We start from the raw sequence: 14267 nt of genomic DNA on the forward strand, positions 1-14267 counted from the left end.
GCATTACATATTAGGGTAGTTCGGACCACCGCCACCTTCCGGTGTTACCCAGGTGATATTCTGAGATGGATCTTTGATGTCACAGGTCTTGCAGTGTACACAGTTCGCTGCATTGATCTGGAAGCGTTTTGAACCGTCATCATTTTCCATGATTTCATACACACCCGCCGGGCAGTAGCGCTGCGCAGGCTCATCCCATTTCGGTAGGTTCACATCTACTGGAATCGAAGCATCGGTCAGTTTTAAATGCGCAGGCTGGTTTTCTTCGTGTACCGTGTTCGATACAAACACAGAAGACAGACGGTCAAAGGTCAGCTTGCCATCCGGTCTTGGATAGTTCGGCTTGAAGTTCACTGCATCGACAGTTTTTAATGCCTTAAAGTCTGGCACCAGATCATGCAGGGTGAACGGTACTTTAAAGATGTTCTGGTCGATGAAGTTAAATGCACCCCCCATCCATTGACCGAACTTGTGCATTGCCGGGCCAAAGTTACGCGCGCTATACAACTCCTCTTTCAACCAGCTGTTGTTGAACTTGTCTGTATAAGATGTCAGTTCTTTTACAAAGAAGTCTTCACCTTCAGTCACACGGGCAATCGCCAGGTCACCGCCTTTTTCTACACCGGCAGCAATCGCTTCAAATACCGCTTCACCACACAGCATGCCGGATTTCATTGCAGTATGTGAGCCTTTGATCTTGGCAAAGTTCAGGAAGCCTGCATCATCACCGATGAGTGAGCCACCCGGGAAGGTAAATTTCGGCAGAGAGTTAAAACCACCTTTGGTTACGGCACGCGCACCATAAGAAATACGTTTACCGCCTTCTAGATACTGTTTGATCAGTGGATGGGTTTTCCAGCGCTGCATTTCCATGAATGGATACATGTGCGGATTTTCATAAGACAGATCCACGATCATGCCCAGAGTCACCTGGTTGTTTTCAGCATGGTATAACCACCAGCCACCTGACGAACCGGTTTCAGATAAAGGCCAGCCTGCACCATGCATTACCAGACCTGGTTTGTGTTTCGCTGGATCGATTTCCCAGAGTTCTTTAATGCCGATCCCGTAGTGCTGCGGATCAGCATCTTTATCCAGATTGAATTTTTGGATCAGGCGTTTACCTAAATGACCGCGGCAGCCTTCAGCAAAGATGGTGTATTTGGCATGCAGCTCATAACCCGGCGCAAAGTTATGCGTCGGTTCGCCATCTTTACCAATACCCATATCACCGGTTTGGATACCTTTCACCGTACCATCTTCATGATACAGAATTTCAGAAGCAGCAAAGCCCGGGAAGATCGATACTTCCAGTTCTTCGGCTTTCTGGCCTAACCAGCGCACCACGTTACCCAGTGAGATCACGTAGTTACCATCGTTATGCATAGTTTTAGGCACCATCCAGTGCGGTGCTTCTTGTGATTTTTCATCTGAAAGAAGGAAGAAAGTTTTGTCTTCTGTCACTGGCACATTTAAAGGTGCACCTTCTTCTTTCCAGTTCGGGAATAGTTCGTTCATGGCACGTGGTTCAAGCACAGCACCCGAAAGAATATGTGCACCGACTTCGGAGCCTTTTTCTACGACACAAACGGACAGATCATTTAAATTGTTTTCAATTGCAAGTTGACGGATCTTGATTGCAGCAGACAGGCCGGCAGGACCCGCACCTACGATCACAACGTCAAACTCCATCGATTCACGTTCGATGTGTTCCATGTAGGACTCCTCATATTTCTATTCGGTGGCAACCATAATCGGATGATTGGGTGCTGCCATGAGTGTTCTGAATTCCTAGACACAAAAATAGTAGTGTCTTTAAGCATCTGGGCTAGTATAGTTTTAAACCCAGGTTAAGCCAATTGGCTGAAACATATTATTTTTCCGTCATTAAGGTCTTCTTTATATGAATAAGTCAGCACCCGATAAAAATCCGACGAAAAAAGTAGCTTCTAGCGATGATAAAAATTTAATGGATATCGCACAATACTTAAAAGATGCACAGGGCAGTCACAAAAGGTCAATCCCGCCTTTGGATCAATGGCAGCCAAAGCATTGTGGCGCAATGGATCTCAAGGTTTTGGCCAATGGAGAATGGTGGCACGAAGGTCAATTGATCAAGCGTCAGCCGATGATAGACCTGTTTTCCACGGTACTCTGGAAAGAAGAAGGAAAATTCTATCTAAAGACGCCGGTTGAAATGATTGAAATCGAGGTCGAAGATGAACCTCTGTTTGTAAATCAGGTCGATCAGGTCAAGATTGAAGGCAGGACTTACCTGCAACTGACCACCACGACTCAGGACATCATTATTGTCGATAGCGAACATCCTATCTTTATGCGTCAGTATCAGGATGAATTGCGCCCTTATGTGCATGTGCGTTTTGGAATCAATGCGCTTATTCAGCGGGCTGCTTTTTTACATCTGGTGGAGATGGGCGAGCTTGGTGAAAATGCTGCTGGAGAGACGGTTTTAAGCTTGAAAAGTGGTGATTTAGACTTGCATTTAAGCACCTGAGGTTTAAGCTTTGTCGCAAGGTCATTTGAAACAAGCAACTAGCAACGTTATGAGCGCTATCCAACCGATTTATCCCTTAGTAGATCCCATGCCTAAAGCCAGTGCTGATGCACCTATCGGGATTTTTGATTCTGGTGTGGGAGGGTTGTCGGTTGCTTTGGAAATTGCCCGGTATTTGCCCAATGAACGCTTTGTTTATTATGCCGACACGGCTTACGTACCTTATGGGCCCCGTAAAGATCAGGAAATCCGTGACCTAACTGCGCGAGCGATTGAATGGCTGTATCGTGAAGGCTGTAAAGTTGCAGTCGTTGCCTGTAATACCGCTTCTGCATTTAGCCTGGATTATTTACGTGAGCATTATGGTGAAAACTTTCCGATCATTGGACTGGTGCCAGCGCTCAAACCTGCAGTCCTCAATACCCAATCCAAAACGGTGGCCGTTCTGGCCACACCTGCAACCTTTCGTGGCCAGCTGATTAAGGATGTCATGACCCGTTTTGCCGAGCCGGCACAGGTCAAAGTAATTCCGGTGACCTGTCTGGATCTGGTGCCTTTTGTAGAAGCCGGTCAGCAGATGAGTCCTGAGTGTCTGGCGACATTAACTCAGATTTTACAACCGGTTGTTGATCAGGGTGCTGATTATTTAGTGCTAGGATGTACACATTACCCCTTCCTAAAATCGTCAATTCAGTATATTTTTGGTCAAAAGCTGACATTAATTGACTCAGGATTCGCGGTTGCGAGACAAACGGCCCGAATTTTGATCAAAAATGGGTTATTATTTGAACATGAGTGCAAGGACAGTCTAAAAATCCGACTTGTGGTTAGTGGTCAAAATGCTGAACAGCTCCAGCCGATTTTAGGGCATCTGATTCCAGCCGATATTAAATGGCAGGTCAGCAATATGGAGACAGAAGTCAGCTAGGCGACCGTCACTCATCTTATAATTTTGAAAGATATATTTTTATACTGGGGTCGTCATATTGTGTCAGGGCAGGGTTTAGCCGGCCAGATCAATGTGCAGTAAAAGAGGATAACCAATGCTCGATAAACGTTATCAGGTGTTTATCTCCACCTCTGGTGTAGAAATGCAGCCAGAGCGGATCATCTTGTCACAAACTTTGGTCGGCATGGGTTTCTTTTCCTGGGGGCTGGAACAACGCACTCCTTTAAATACTGCATTTGCACGTCGCCAGATTGATGATTGTGATTATGTGGTGATTCTGCTGGGTAGCCAGTATGGCGAGCAGTCGGTTTCCGGTGTAGGTTATATGCATCTGGAATACATTTACGCTGTGACCAAGCAGAAACCGATTATTGTGTTTATGCATGAAGATCCGGCTTCACGTGATCCTTCCTTGCACGATGCGAAACCTGAATTACAAGAAAAATTTAAAGAATTTCGTCAGTTATTGCAGCAGGAAGCTGATCAGGTCTTTTGCTATCGTACCTTGCGCGATCTGGAAATGGCGGTACGTTTGAACATGCCGCAAATGCTGGAACGTTATCCGGTAAGTGGCTGGGTACGTCCTCAGAATACTCAAGCCTTGCATGACGAGATTGACCAGCTCAAAGCTAAAGTGGCCCAACTGGAACGCGATGGGGGGACACGTGAAGTGGATCCTTTCCTGAGCCTGCCGAAAGTGTCTATGCATGAAGTTTTCTCCTTCGAATACCGTATGCATGCTTATCAGGATGGTAACTTTAAAGAGCTGAAAGTTCAGAAAAGACTGACCTGGGCACAATTGCTGGCTATTCTCGGCTCTACATTCATTAATCCGACGCCGGAGGAATTTTTCTCCAAGCGTATGAATGAGTATTTGAATGAAACCGGTCTGGAAGATGCACGAGCGGAAATGCCGCGTGCACATGCTGTAGCCCGTGCCCAGATTAATATTCGTGCCCTGCATAGCCTGAAATTGCAGATGCGCCAGAATGACTGGATTGTGCCGTCAGGCCGTGATGACCGTCAGCGTCTGCTTTGGCAGATTACGCCTAAGGCACAAAAACTGCTGGATAGTAACTTGCTGGATAAAGATCGTACTTTTCAATATAAGTCAGTGTATTAATCCATATAGAGAATAAGTAAAAAGCTGTTAAAGTAAGCAGGTTGATACCACGACGGGCGTACTGCATGTTTTCTACAGCTAAACCGAAAGTTACGATTATATTGGCAAATTTAGGCACACCTGATGCACCGACTGTGCCGGCAGTACGCGATTTCCTGAAGCAGTTTTTATCTGATCAGCGTGTCATTGAAATTCCCAAGCCGATCTGGCAACTTATCCTGCGTTTATTTATTTTACCGTTCCGTCCCAAGCGAGTTTCCCAGGCTTATGCACAGGTCTGGGGTCAGGATTCACCGATGCGTGAGATTCTGCTGCAGCAGATGAGTCAAGTAAAGGCCAAACTCATTGAACAATATCCGCAATTTGAACTGAATGTGGTGCCTGCCATGACTTATGGCAATCCTAATATTCAGGCTGTCCTTGATCAGATTTCGGCTCAACCGCAAGATCATATTATTCTGTTTCCGTTATTTCCCCAGTATTCAGCGACCTCTACCGCACCTCTGTATGATGCAGTCGCAAAATGGGTATTGAAACAGCGCAATTTACCTGGTTTGTCGATTATCCGCGATTATTATCAGCATCCCTTATTTATTCAGTCACTGGCACAAAGTGTTCGGGATTATCAGGCGATTCATGGGCAGCCGGAAAAACTATTGATGTCATTTCATGGTATCCCGCAGCCCTATGCCGATAAAGGTGATCCTTATGCGGATCGTTGCCGGATCACAGGCAAACTGGTTGCAGAAGCTTTAGGTCTATCTGAAGATCAATATGCAATTAGTTTCCAGTCCCGGTTTGGTAAACAGGAGTGGGTTAAGCCTTATACGGATGCCTTAATTGAAGAGTGGGGCAAACAGGGCGTGAAATCAATTCAGGTGATGAGTCCGGCTTTCTCGGCCGACTGTTTGGAAACACTGGAAGAGCTGGCCATGGAAAATGGAGAGACCTTCAAGGCCAATGGCGGGAAAAGTTACAGTTATATTCCGGCTTTGAACAATCGTGAGGATCATGTGCAATTGCTCAATACGCTGTTACAGGCTAATCTTGAAGCATTGAACCAGACGCTTGCCCATTAATCTTTTGAGGTTTCTTATCCTATGTTACAAGTCAAAATTGTTCCTGTGACTGCATTTCAGCAAAACTGCTCGATTCTTTGGGATAGTGACAGTAAAGAGGCCGTTTTGATTGATGCAGGGGGCGAACCTGAAAAATTAAAAGCGGAAGTAGAAGCACTGGGCTTAACGGTCAAGGCTTTATGGCTGACTCATGGTCATCTCGATCATGCTGGAGCAGTTGGTGCTTTAAAAAAAGTTTGGGATGTGCCGGTGATTGGTCCGCATAAGGACGATGCATTCTGGTTAGATATGATTCAGGAAGTGTCTGCCCGTTACGGTTTTCCGATTCCGGAAAAAGTAGAAGTCACGCAATGGCTGGAAGGTGGAGAAGTTCTCAAACTGGGTGATGAAGAGTTTGAAGTACGTTTTGCCCCGGGCCATACTCCAGGTCATGTAATGTTCTATAACAGGAACCATGCTTTGTTATGGACAGGGGATGTACTGTTTAAAGGCTCAATTGGACGGACAGATTTTCCGCGTGGCAATCACCAGCAGTTACTCGATTCAATCCAGCGCGAATGTTTTAGTCTGCCCGATGAAACCCGGTTTATTTCAGGGCATGGTCCGATCAGCAATATTGGTTTTGAAAAACAGCATAATCCTTTCGTTGCGGGAAAAGCCGGTTAAAGTAGTTGAAAAGATCAGCCTAGCTGGTCTTTTTATTTGCTAAAAGGATTATTTAAAGACTGACGGGTTTGTGCGTAGATCAGCCAAGTCATAATGGCAAGGAGAATTCCAACAACAATAAATAAGCCATCCTGCTGGAAAATGCCTATCCCTAATGACAATATCGCAAGTATTCCTACCCCAATTAAAATGATCTTTAGAATAATGTAGCCCATGTTCTTGCTCTAAAATAATGTGATATTTCTGCGTAAGAACATAGTATTAAACTGGCATATGTGCTGTTAACTTGTGTTGGTTTTCTATAAGCCTTTTATAAAAATCATGTGATTATTTAGGATATGCTTAAATAGGATATTTTAAAAGGTTCAGTCTTCTTCAGAAGATTCAGTTGTTGGAGCATCTTGGGTTGGCAGTTTGTATTCCTCACTGGCCCAAGCGCCTAGATCAATCATTTTGCAGCGTTCCGAGCAGAAAGGACGAAATTCATTATTTTCCCAAGTGGTCAGTTTGCCACAGCGTGGACATTTTAAAGTGGTCGGCATCAGCACACTCCCTAGAAAAATAAAGCTTCGATTAGGCAAATATAACTGCACTTGTTAGACTTATACAGTTTTTATTAGTTTGATCTGATTATGTCGATTCGTCAATTTCAAGCACAGCGTATGCATGCGCCTCGTGATTTCCAAAGTATCAGTTCTGAACCGGTTTGTGTGGAAATCGGTGCGGGCAAAGGTAAACACGCATTGCTCTTTACCCAGACCAATCCGAACAGCAAGCTGATAGCGATCGAGCGGACTCGAGAGAAATTTTTGGCCATGCAAAAACAGCATGCGCTGGAAGGACAGCCGAATTTACAAACGGTTCATGCCGATGCCTTGCCGTGGATTGTGCATGCACTCTATCCAGCACAAGTCGAACAATTCTTTATTTTGTATCCGAACCCTGAGCCGCATAACCCGGCACAGCGTTGGCTGAATATGCCATTTTTTGAGTTTTTATTATCGCGTTTAGAAACTGGTGGCACGATTACTTTGGCGAGTAATATTCCTGAATATATTGAGGAGGCAGAGCAGCAGGTTCAAAACCTGTGGAAACTGCCTTTCGTTAAAGAAGTCATTGGCCAAGACTCGGCAAGAACTCATTTTGAAATTAAATATCTAGAACGTGGTGAGTTGTGCCAGCAATTGATTATTAGTAAACCGGAAGGCTATACAACACGTTTTGATGAGTTTCAGCCGCTACAAGGGCAGAATGCGAGTTCAGCGGAATAAGCCATGACGAAGCACATTGCAATTGTGGGTGCTGGCCCGGCAGGCTTGATGGCTGCAGAAGTTCTGAGCCAGTCTGATTATGAAGTTCATGTGTTTGAACAGAAGCCTTCGGCTGCCCGTAAATTCCTGATGGCTGGCAAAACCGGCCTAAATATTTCTCATGCCGAACCCGTCGAGCAGTTTGTGCAGCGTTATGATCAGGTAGACTGGTTAGAACCTTGGATCAAACGCTGGGATGCGATATGGATTCAAAACTGGATGAAAGATCTTGGCATTGAACCTTATATTGGTTCTTCAGGTCGAGTTTTTCCTACAGAAATGAAAGCCGCTCCACTATTGCGTGTCTGGTTAAAACGTTTAACTGAGCAAGGGGTACAATTTCATTATCGTCATCAAATTCTAGATCTGAAAAATCATCAGCTACAGATCCATGATTTAAAAAATGATTGCGCATTCACAGAAAACTTTGATGCGATTGTTTTGGCTTGTGGTGCAGTGTCATGGTCAAAACTCGGCAGTGATGGGAAATGGCAAGCATGGCTTGATTGCAGTGAGATTGAACCTTTCCAAGCCAGTAATGCGGGTGTGGAATATCCATGGTCTAAGTTTATGCAGCCAATCTTCGGTCAGCCCCTAAAACGGGTCGAGGCTTGGGTTGATGGCGGTGACAAGACCATGGGAGATATCGTGATCAGTCACTATGGTCTGGAAAGTGGTCTAATCTATAAACAGGACCGGGGACTGCGTCAACAGCTGAAACAGGGTCAGCCAATGCAGCTGAATCTGGATCTTTTTCCGGATCAAACCTTAGAGCAGCTGGCTAAAAAATTACAGCCAAGTAAAAAGCAGTCTTTGAATAATATCTGGCGGAAAGCAGGTCTGGATGGTGCAAAAGCTGCTCTGGTGCGTGAACTGTTACCAAAGCCACTTTGGCAAAATGCTACTGAATTAGCACAGCAGATTAAGCAATTGAAAATTCCTTTAACAGGTTTCCGTCCTATACAGGAAGCGATTAGCTGTGCAGGTGGTGTTAAACGCGAGGTTCTGTCAGAGCAGCTTCAGCTTAAATCCAATCCACATGTGTTCTTATGTGGTGAGATGCTGGACTGGGATGCGCCTACAGGGGGTTACTTGCTGACAGCCTGTTTTGCCACTGGACGAGCAGCCGCAGAAGGGGTGCAGCAATATTTAGTTCAAGCTCAATAATACGCATTCTTCAGAAAGTGAAAGTTAAATCTTAGAACTGCATATAAAATTTCAGGAAGCGTCCGCTTCCTGAAATGTATTATTTATTGTGCTGGGGCTTTATTTGCGGTGATCATCTCTGGATATTGCGAACGCCAGCGTTCCAGTTGCTCTTGGGCATGTAGATATTTGCCCAGACCTTTTACATTTTCACTGGCTTCATTTACGGTAGAGGCCTGAGATCTCGGACTATTCACCAGTTTTTCCTGATGTTCCCAGTATTGATACATCAAACCCTGAATATAACGGCCCTGTTCAGTTTTAAGCTCCAGATCTTTGAGCATATTTAGCGAAGACTGGACATGATCGCGTTGACGTTGCTGGACAAATTCCGGAGTCAGATTGTCATCATTGCGCATGCCATTGAGCTCAGCTTCCAGATCCGCGCTCATTTCCTGGAAACGTTCTTCATAGTCATTCAAGACAGCAATATCATGGGGATCATCTTCCGTTTTAGGGAAGTTTTTCACGGGTCCAGTTTTCAATTCCTGCATGATTTCCTCCGATGCAGAGTCTTCCGTTGCCTGCTGTTCTACAGATTGTGAACTTTTCTGGTCACAGGCCATCAAAAACATGGCGGCAGTGAAAAGTGCAGTTCGTGACATCAATTGAATCGTGTGCATGATTGAATCCTGTTCCTAATTATTTTTCTTGAATACATAAACATAGGTGATATAAGGGAAATTAATCATATCTTCTGCACCCTTGTCCGTATAGTTTTTGATAATTTGTTCGAATTGCTGCTTGAGCTGCTGTTGCTGTTCTTTTGGTAGTGCCGCAATAAAGCTGGTTGACAATAAGCGTTTGGAAACCACCTGCTCGACAGGGCCATGCTGTAGCTGTTGCATTTGCGTTTCAGCATAAGGCTGAAAGAGATTCTGTTCTTCAAATACTTTACGCCAGGCACCACTATGATAGCGTGGCGTATTGCCTTCCAGTGGTGCAATGCAATCTGCCAGGGCTTTAACCCAGTCGACTGTAATATCTCGTTGGTTCCAGACCAGTACCAGAAAGCCTTGAGGTTTAAGTACCCGATCCAGCTCCTTTAAGGTCTCTAGATTGGAAAACCAGTGAAATGACTGTGCACAAAACACGGCATTCACGCTATGATCGGGCAGGGGAAGCTGGTGGCTCATCCCTTCAAGGGTATGAATATCCGGATGTGCCAGTTTTAACTGGGCCAGCATTTCAGGGACAGGATCAATGGCGGTGATGTGGCTGCTGAGTGGAAGCAAATAGGCAATAAATTTACCTGTTCCTGTTCCCAAATCAACAAGATCTGCATCTACAGGCAATGACAGTGTCTCGGCAAGCCATGGGCTAAGATCTGCCGGATAGTCAGGGCGTACCTGCTGATAAAGCTCAGCCGCTGTACTAAACCCTTGTTGAGCTGCAGGATGCAGTGATTGTGTCATATTTTGCGCTTTTTAATCTTTTTCATCGATATAAAATAGCATATTCACTTTTTCGGCCCTATTCATTGAGTGAATTGTTGCCGAAAAGTTAGATTCACCAGCACGGGAAAGTTATGGATAAGCAGATTGTTTTTGAAGATGAGCATATACGCGCAATTTTTATGCCGGGGTCATCTTCAGAATTGATTTTTTCATTTGGAGATTTGATTACCCGTGCCAAGGGCTTGAGCATCAATGCCGAAAAATCATTAGCAAAATTTGAATTTAATGTTTTGGGAATCATGCCCAAACATAAATCCTGGTTTCCAAAAAGTTCCATGTGGAACATGTTGCAAGCCATTGCCGAGCTGATTGCACCGTTTCAGCAGCGCATTGCCTATGGTGGCTCCATGGGTGGCTATGCTGCGATTAAATATTCCAATCTGCTGAATGTTCAGCGAGTGGTCGCGATGGTGCCGCAATATTCGATTGATCCGGAAGATGTCGAAGATGCCCGCTACAACATGTTTTACCAGCCTGAGCTGAATGAAGGCATGCGGATTGAGGCAGAAGACGTCAGTCCGGAACGGGAATATATTCTGGTTTATGACCCATATTGTACCGAAGACCGGGCACATTATCTGAAACTAGAAGCCATACTTCCACAGCATCATGTACTGCATCTGCCATTTACCGGCCATGACGCCATCGCTGTTCTGGCCAGCTCCGAGCTGCTGTATGACTTTTTATTGCATGAATATGATGAAAGTTATTTCTACCAGAAAATGCGTCGGGTCAAGAAAAACAGCAAGTTCTATTATCGTAAGGTGATTGAGAATATCTTGCCGAGGCATCGTTTTGCTTTAGGGCGTATCCTGAAAAATAATGATCTGCTGCTGGATACCCAGTTTTTTGATGCAGCGCAAAAACAGGTGATTTTGCGTGAATTGCTGAGTAATAAACAGGTCGATCAGCAGGATCTGCTTAAGCTCGGAATTCACGTCAATCTGCCGCAGGAAAAGCGCCAGTTATTGCTCGATGCCTATGGACATGCACTGGTCTTTAACGTCATCAGCAACAAGATCGAAAGCTATACCGGTGATGCGATTGCACTGAACCATAAATTCCTGATTCCAATCTATGCCAAAGGTAATGGCTTGCTGACCATCAATCTGAATGATGAACGTTATCTGGTAGTGATGAATGATCGGCATATTATGAAACTGGTCAAGGAGCAGGATGAATTAAATGTAGGCATGCATCCGATTATCATGAAACGCTATGCTGATTTTTATATGTTCAGCTATAAACATCTGAATTTGCATACAGATGAATACGGCGCTTCCGGTTTCGTTGACGCAAGTGACAAAAATACACAGTTTGTGACACGAAGTGAAATGAACTAACCAAAAAATTTATCTAAAAAACAAATACTTGACTTATGTTTGCTAAGGCCTAATATGGTCTTAGGCGGTATGAAAAATAGTCACACCGCTTCCGGTTGTTTATATGACAAGGGAGTAAATATATGCAATCCAAACAAGTTACAAGTATTTGTTTTATTCTTGGACTGATGCTGCCTAATTTTGCACACGCGGAAAGTGTGCATCCTGCAGTGATCTTGCTCAGTTCTTCTCTTATTTTTCTGATCTTTCTCAGTGTATATGTGATTTATAAGGTGCGCCGTTCTCTGCGTAACCATATTGATAAGTCTGTAGATTAACCACTTCTGACAGTAAGTTGCTTGAAAACCCTGCAGGACTTGTTTTAAATGGCAATCAAAATAAATTGTCAAACAAGGTTGAGGGTAGCGCCATGAAAGCCGCTTATTTAGATTATGCTTCTTTAGACCAACAGGATTTGGACTTTCAGGCACTACATGCAGTATTTGATCAGCTGGTCTTATACCCGGCCACATCGGCTGCAGAGATTCAGTCTCGTGTGGCCGATGTCGATGTCATCATTACCAACAAAGTCATGATTGACGCGGCAACCATCCAGCAATGCCCTCAACTGAAACTGATCCTGATTTCTGCTACGGGCACCAATAATGTCGATCTGGCTGCGGCCAAGGCATGTGGCATTGTGGTGTGTAACTGTCAGGCTTATGGCACCTCTGCCGTCGCTCAGCATACCCTTATGCTGATGCTCAATCTGGCCACTTCATTTTTAACCTATCAACGTGCAGTACAGCAGGGCGAATGGCAAAAGGCCAGCCAGTTCTGTCTATTGGGTGCGCCAATTGTAGAATTGGCAGGCAAGACCTTAGGTATTATTGGTTATGGTGAGCTGGGCCATGCAGTTGCCAGACTGGCAGAAGCCTTTGGCATGAAAGTACTGATTGCAGCTTTGCCCAACCGTCCAGCAGATGATTCCCGTATTCCATTTGCAGAGTTATTGCCACAAGTGGATTTTTTAAGCCTGCATTGCCCTTTAACGGAAGATACCCGTCATTTAATCAGTCATGCCGAACTGGACACGATGAAACCAAGTGCATTTTTAATTAACTGTGCGCGTGGTGGAATCGTCGATGAACAGGCTTTGGCTCAGGCCTTATGCGAAGGCAAAATTGCCGGTGCTGCGACGGATGTGCTTACCGTGGAGCCTCCGAAAGAGGGAAATGTATTGCTCGATGCCTCAATTCCTAACCTGATCGTTACACCGCACAATGCTTGGGGCAGCGTTGATGCGCGTCAACGCATTGTGGATCAGATGGTGGAAAATGTAGAAGCCTTTAAGCAAGGCCGGCCTATCCGTCAGGTAAATTAAAAACTGCCAAATAAAAACTAAATGCTGATTAAATTCGATCAGCATTTTTTTCGGTTTTCTGGCGTAATATATTTATCTAATAGCTTTAAAAATTCACTCTGAACCAGTGCAGACCGGGGGTTAAATATAATTTCCTGATAGACGCGCTTAAATTCGGGTACCCGTTCATCGGGACGCTTGTCATAAGATGTTCGATAATGGGTTTCAAACATATAAATCAGATGATTCTGCGAAAAATAAGCAGTTCGATAGCTATAAATGTCATCTCCTTGAGTCCCGATTCTTAATTTACACATATCCTTGATCCGATACAGGTCGGCATTATTGCCAGAGGCGGGCCTAAATTCAGCTTCCTCCAAGTGTTCTATATGCTGGATTTTTTCGCCTTCGGTTTTATGGTTATAAGGATTCGCACTAGACAGGCTCGGGATGGAGGATAATTCATCATCAATCGCAGCAATTGAGGTCACGGTTTCACCTGAAACCAGTAAAGTGATGTACAGGATGGCTACACCACACAGAATGCCGGCGATAAAGCTGAGGAGATTTTTTTTCATTTTTATTATCTTCTCATGATTTTACTTGAGTTCAGTCTAAAGAAAGACTCAACTATCTTCAATGCTTAAAAGAAAAAGCCCGTAATGGGCTTTTTTCAATGCGATGATTTAAAGATCATCTACTGCATAACTGGTTGCTGTACCGGAACTTGATTGGGATTGTGATACCGATGAATTTTGAGTTGCGGTAGATGGCTGACTCAAAGGCTGTTGCACGATTGGCGTCTGTTGTGAATTGCCGCGCCAGACTTCACGGGTTTGCTGAATTTTCTGACCCGTTTGCTGTGCTGCCTGAGTCGCACCTTCATCTACTTTCTGGATGGTATCTGATGCCGCAGACTTGGTATTGCCCCAGGCACGATCTACACCCGGTTTGATTTTGGCAATGCCTTTTTCAGTGACTTCACCTACTTTTTCAGCGGTATTGATAACACCTTCCTGTGCTTTATAGGCAAATACATGCAGCAGGTTCGGATTCTCACCATAAGGTGCAATCGGTTTAGTAGTCTGAGTGGTTTCGGTCTGTGCAAATACAGGTGCACAGAACATTAAAGCAGTCGTTAAAATAATTGGGGTTTTGATATTCATTATGGATCGACCTCGAATTCGTCAAAGAGCGGTCTGAGTTTGGTTTTCAGTGTAACGGATAATCAGCCAAAAACAATGAATAAGCTGTGAAGAGAATATAGGTTCAGCGTA

17 protein-coding genes are annotated in these 14267 nt (G+C 44.6%); 10 read left to right on the forward strand and 7 right to left on the reverse strand.

The features are described from left to right. Positions 1-3: 3 nt before the first annotated feature. Positions 4-1716 carry an electron transfer flavoprotein-ubiquinone oxidoreductase gene (locus O4M77_RS01440; RefSeq protein ID WP_323713714.1) on the reverse strand — a complete coding sequence of 571 codons (1713 nt, stop codon included), beginning with the start codon at positions 1714-1716 and terminating at the stop codon, positions 4-6. Between the two features lie 187 nt (positions 1717-1903). Between O4M77_RS01440 and O4M77_RS01445 the strand changes: the two genes are divergently transcribed. The 5 genes from O4M77_RS01445 to O4M77_RS01465 all read left to right on the forward strand — a co-directional run bounded on the left by O4M77_RS01445 (position 1904) and on the right by O4M77_RS01465 (position 6332). Then, complete coding sequence (locus O4M77_RS01445; protein WP_159123934.1) at positions 1904-2515, forward strand: DUF1285 domain-containing protein; 612 nt, start codon at positions 1904-1906, stop codon at positions 2513-2515. Between the two features lie 49 nt (positions 2516-2564). Further along, complete coding sequence (murI, locus tag O4M77_RS01450) at positions 2565-3443, forward strand: glutamate racemase (protein ID WP_166138033.1); 879 nt, start codon at positions 2565-2567, stop codon at positions 3441-3443. Positions 3444-3558: 115 nt separating this feature from the next. Further along, positions 3559-4587: a DUF4062 domain-containing protein gene (locus O4M77_RS01455; RefSeq protein ID WP_323713715.1), complete on the forward strand. Its 1029-nt coding sequence runs from the start codon at positions 3559-3561 to the stop codon at positions 4585-4587. 65 nt (positions 4588-4652) lie between these two features. Continuing rightward, on the forward strand, positions 4653-5666 hold the full coding sequence (gene hemH / locus O4M77_RS01460) for a ferrochelatase (protein WP_323713716.1): 1014 nt from the start codon (positions 4653-4655) through the stop codon (positions 5664-5666). A gap of 21 nt (positions 5667-5687) precedes the next feature. Further along, a complete protein-coding gene (locus O4M77_RS01465; RefSeq protein WP_323713717.1) occupies positions 5688-6332 on the forward strand; it encodes an MBL fold metallo-hydrolase in 645 nt (214 codons plus the stop codon). 32 nt (positions 6333-6364) lie between these two features. On the opposite strand, the gene O4M77_RS01470 is transcribed toward O4M77_RS01465, so the two are convergent. Further along, positions 6365-6547: a hypothetical protein gene (locus O4M77_RS01470; protein WP_004781764.1), complete on the reverse strand. Its 183-nt coding sequence runs from the start codon at positions 6545-6547 to the stop codon at positions 6365-6367. 150 nt (positions 6548-6697) lie between these two features. Beyond that, positions 6698-6874, reverse strand: a complete 177-nt coding sequence (locus O4M77_RS01475) for a DNA gyrase inhibitor YacG (protein WP_179992857.1) — start codon at positions 6872-6874, stop codon at positions 6698-6700. An 84-nt stretch (positions 6875-6958) separates the two neighbouring features. Here O4M77_RS01475 and O4M77_RS01480 point away from each other — a divergent pair, with 84 nt between their 5' ends. Beyond that, on the forward strand, positions 6959-7603 hold the full coding sequence (locus O4M77_RS01480) for an SAM-dependent methyltransferase (RefSeq protein ID WP_323714078.1): 645 nt from the start codon (positions 6959-6961) through the stop codon (positions 7601-7603). A 3-nt stretch (positions 7604-7606) separates the two neighbouring features. Further along, entirely contained in the window at positions 7607-8809 is a 1203-nt protein-coding gene (locus O4M77_RS01485) for a TIGR03862 family flavoprotein (RefSeq protein ID WP_125278829.1), read from the forward strand. Between the two features lie 83 nt (positions 8810-8892). Here the strand turns inward: O4M77_RS01485 and O4M77_RS01490 are convergent, their stop codons facing one another. Both O4M77_RS01490 and O4M77_RS01495 read right to left on the reverse strand, forming a co-directional pair. Beyond that, positions 8893-9471 (reverse strand): hypothetical protein, encoded by a 579-nt coding sequence (locus tag O4M77_RS01490; RefSeq protein ID WP_323713718.1) that lies wholly within the window; start codon positions 9469-9471, stop codon positions 8893-8895. Positions 9472-9486: 15 nt separating this feature from the next. Then, positions 9487-10263, reverse strand: a complete 777-nt coding sequence (locus tag O4M77_RS01495) for a class I SAM-dependent methyltransferase (RefSeq protein ID WP_323713719.1) — start codon at positions 10261-10263, stop codon at positions 9487-9489. Between the two features lie 113 nt (positions 10264-10376). On the opposite strand from O4M77_RS01495, the gene O4M77_RS01500 reads away from it, so the two are divergent. The 3 genes from O4M77_RS01500 (at position 10377) to O4M77_RS01510 (ending at position 13011) form a co-directional block, all read left to right on the forward strand. Then, a complete protein-coding gene (locus O4M77_RS01500; protein WP_323713720.1) occupies positions 10377-11648 on the forward strand; it encodes a hypothetical protein in 1272 nt (423 codons plus the stop codon). 122 nt (positions 11649-11770) lie between these two features. Then, complete coding sequence (locus tag O4M77_RS01505; protein ID WP_005232434.1) at positions 11771-11965, forward strand: hypothetical protein; 195 nt, start codon at positions 11771-11773, stop codon at positions 11963-11965. A 92-nt stretch (positions 11966-12057) separates the two neighbouring features. Continuing rightward, complete coding sequence (locus O4M77_RS01510; RefSeq protein WP_323713721.1) at positions 12058-13011, forward strand: 2-hydroxyacid dehydrogenase; 954 nt, start codon at positions 12058-12060, stop codon at positions 13009-13011. Between the two features lie 38 nt (positions 13012-13049). Here the strand turns inward: O4M77_RS01510 and O4M77_RS01515 are convergent, their stop codons facing one another. Beyond that, positions 13050-13568, reverse strand: a complete 519-nt coding sequence (locus tag O4M77_RS01515) for a hypothetical protein (protein WP_313483389.1) — start codon at positions 13566-13568, stop codon at positions 13050-13052. A 108-nt stretch (positions 13569-13676) separates the two neighbouring features. Further along, positions 13677-14156, reverse strand: a complete 480-nt coding sequence (locus O4M77_RS01520; RefSeq protein WP_179992851.1) for a hypothetical protein — start codon at positions 14154-14156, stop codon at positions 13677-13679. Between the last annotated feature and the right edge of the window lie 111 nt (positions 14157-14267).

Origin of the sequence: Acinetobacter sp. YWS30-1, assembly GCF_033558715.1 — a bacterium.
GTDB lineage: Bacteria > Pseudomonadota > Gammaproteobacteria > Pseudomonadales > Moraxellaceae > Acinetobacter.

Coding starts and splice junctions, on each gene's coding strand:
- O4M77_RS01440 (WP_323713714.1), bottom strand. CDS start 1,716: ATGGAACACATCGAACGTGAATCGATGGAGTTTGACGTTGTGATCGTA.
- O4M77_RS01445 (WP_159123934.1), top strand. CDS start 1,904: ATGAATAAGTCAGCACCCGATAAAAATCCGACGAAAAAAGTAGCTTCT.
- murI (WP_166138033.1), top strand. CDS start 2,565: ATGAGCGCTATCCAACCGATTTATCCCTTAGTAGATCCCATGCCTAAA.
- O4M77_RS01455 (WP_323713715.1), top strand. CDS start 3,559: ATGCTCGATAAACGTTATCAGGTGTTTATCTCCACCTCTGGTGTAGAA.
- hemH (WP_323713716.1), top strand. CDS start 4,653: ATGTTTTCTACAGCTAAACCGAAAGTTACGATTATATTGGCAAATTTA.
- O4M77_RS01465 (WP_323713717.1), top strand. CDS start 5,688: ATGTTACAAGTCAAAATTGTTCCTGTGACTGCATTTCAGCAAAACTGC.
- O4M77_RS01470 (WP_004781764.1), bottom strand. CDS start 6,547: ATGGGCTACATTATTCTAAAGATCATTTTAATTGGGGTAGGAATACTT.
- O4M77_RS01475 (WP_179992857.1), bottom strand. CDS start 6,874: ATGCCGACCACTTTAAAATGTCCACGCTGTGGCAAACTGACCACTTGG.
- O4M77_RS01485 (WP_125278829.1), top strand. CDS start 7,607: ATGACGAAGCACATTGCAATTGTGGGTGCTGGCCCGGCAGGCTTGATG.
- O4M77_RS01490 (WP_323713718.1), bottom strand. CDS start 9,471: ATGCACACGATTCAATTGATGTCACGAACTGCACTTTTCACTGCCGCC.
- O4M77_RS01495 (WP_323713719.1), bottom strand. CDS start 10,263: ATGACACAATCACTGCATCCTGCAGCTCAACAAGGGTTTAGTACAGCG.
- O4M77_RS01500 (WP_323713720.1), top strand. CDS start 10,377: ATGGATAAGCAGATTGTTTTTGAAGATGAGCATATACGCGCAATTTTT.
- O4M77_RS01505 (WP_005232434.1), top strand. CDS start 11,771: ATGCAATCCAAACAAGTTACAAGTATTTGTTTTATTCTTGGACTGATG.
- O4M77_RS01510 (WP_323713721.1), top strand. CDS start 12,058: ATGAAAGCCGCTTATTTAGATTATGCTTCTTTAGACCAACAGGATTTG.
- O4M77_RS01515 (WP_313483389.1), bottom strand. CDS start 13,568: ATGAAAAAAAATCTCCTCAGCTTTATCGCCGGCATTCTGTGTGGTGTA.
- O4M77_RS01520 (WP_179992851.1), bottom strand. CDS start 14,156: ATGAATATCAAAACCCCAATTATTTTAACGACTGCTTTAATGTTCTGT.